Source organism: Thalassorhabdomicrobium marinisediminis, assembly GCF_003072065.1.
Classification (GTDB): Bacteria; Pseudomonadota; Alphaproteobacteria; order Rhodobacterales; family Rhodobacteraceae; genus Octadecabacter; species Octadecabacter marinisediminis.
On the sequence record NZ_QCYG01000021.1, the window covers coordinates 1 to 1,310 of the forward strand.

1 protein-coding gene is annotated in these 1,310 nt (G+C 57.0%); it reads right to left on the reverse strand.

Annotated elements, in window-relative coordinates; genetic code table 11:
* Positions 1 to 27: 27 nt before the first annotated feature.
* Positions 28 to 1,235, reverse strand: a protein-coding gene (locus tag DC363_RS16550) for an IS3 family transposase (RefSeq protein ID WP_241963055.1) whose coding sequence is annotated in 2 segments (ribosomal slippage) — positions 28 to 911 and positions 911 to 1,235 — 1,209 coding nt in all. Because the reading frame shifts where the segments join, the coding sequence is not laid out codon by codon here.
* Positions 1,236 to 1,310 lie beyond the last annotated feature (75 nt).

Below are 1,310 nucleotides of genomic sequence, written 5' to 3' on the forward strand. Positions count from 1 at the left end.
TGGACTGGCCCCCGTTTCACCGGACACCTAAGCGGTTTCGGTTGTGGCCTTGATGAACTCGCGAGGCGAGCGCCATCTTAGGCCGCTGTGGGGGTGGTTGTTGTTATAGTCCTCGATCCATTCTCCTATCAAATTCAAAACGGTTTCGGCATTGGGTAGTGGTTTGACGCGCACGTAATCGCGTTTGAGCGTCTTTACGAAGGCTTCGGACATGCCGTTGGATTGCGGGCTGGCGACTGGGGTGAAGCATGACTTCAGGCCGAGCTGACGAGCGAAGATGCGGGTTTCCTTTGCTGTGTATGCGCTTCCATTGTCGGATAAGACCTCGACCACCTCTGGCGCGTGATAGCTGCCGAAGCGTTTTTCGACAGCCTCCAAAAGCATGTCACGGACGTCCGAGCCGCTAATCCCGGCATTGGCGACGGCCCGCCAGGCGATGACCTCACGATCATGAGCATCGAGCAGGAACGCCGCGCGGATAATGTCGCCATTCCAGCAGGTGAACTCCAGCCCGTCAGAGCACCAGCGTAAGTTCGACCGCATCATGATGACCTTGCCGTCATGGGCGCGTTCTGGCCGGTTGAAGCCGGATCGCTCCAGCAGCAGGTTATTGGCCTTCATAATGCGATAGACGCGTTTATGATTTGCTGGGGCAAGGCCTTCTGCTTGGAGTTCCCTGTTCAGCACTGCACAAATCCGGCGGTAGCCATAGGTTGGGCGCTCCGCCACCAAACGCTCGATACGTGGCAAGAGCGCCGCGTCTTGAGCTTTATAATAGCTCCGACGCGGCTCCGTGGTTCCTTTCTGTCGTTCATGCAAGTTCGAACGGGATACGCCTAACGTTTGTGCCACCGCCTTCACCGGGAACCGCCCGGTTTGAGCGACTGCACAAGCAAGGTCGGTTTTTTTGAGCGGGACTTGTCGAGCGCTTCCTTCAAGATCTCCACTTCCAACGTTTTGCGTCCCAGCTGGCGCTCGAGCTCCCTCACGCGGGCTTCCATCTCTCGGACAGCCTTATTACTGGTCACGCTGTCATCCCCTGTCACGGCGATACTCCCTCCCTCGAGCATCAATCTACGCCAACGATACAACAGATTTGGGGCCACGCCATTACGGCGAGCAACAGCGGAAACGCTATCCCCGTCATAGAGGGTCTCTTCAACGATCCGCAGCTTTTCTGCCGCAGACCAGCGTCGACGGCGCCCGCCATCAGTAATGATTTCCATCTCAGACATAAGCATGTGCTTAAGGCTATCCTTAAGCCTCCTTGGTCAGTCCAAGGTGTCCGGTCGAAATGGGGGCCAGTTCAC